1 pseudogene is annotated in these 548 nt (G+C 40.1%); it reads right to left on the reverse strand.

The features are described 5' to 3' along the window. Nucleotides 1-420, reverse strand: a pseudogene (locus tag ACYVTD_RS15875) (Na/Pi cotransporter family protein); the annotation flags it as partial. Nucleotides 421-548: the final 128 nt, after the last annotated feature.

Consider the following 548-nt stretch of genomic DNA (forward strand, 5'->3'; position numbering starts at 1 on the left):
TTGTAATTTTTTGCGGTCTTTGTCAATTTGGCTTTCCAAATCTGCGGCGCGCATTTTTTGTTCAGGCGACGGGTTGCGTCCAAGCTGGTTCTCAAGCAAGTTTAAAAATTCTTCAACTTTTCCAACGTAAGGAATAAGCTCGTCCATTTCCTTGTCTTTAAAAATACAATTCTTGCCGACGCTTTTTTCCAACAAACGGCTAATACTGTAACATTCATCGCTCATTGATTCAAGCGCGACAATGACTTGCATTAAATATGTAACGCGAGCTTCGGTCTTTGGGTTCAGTTTTACGCGGGAACATTCAATTAAAAAGTTGGTTAGTATCTCGCGCATTTCATCAATATATTCTTCTTTTTTTAACAGCTCCGTGCATAACTCGGCGGTATTCTCTTTGTCGTTACTGTCTTCTTCGCGCAAGCTCCGTAATACTGTGCAAAAACTCGGACGCAAACGAATAGAGGCTGGCGGCAATGTAAAAGCTGAATTTCTTTTTATCGATCTTGTTCGCAGAATAGAAAGGCTTGGGGATTATTGTTTTTAGATTT

The organism is Treponema sp. R6D11 (assembly GCF_054786075.1).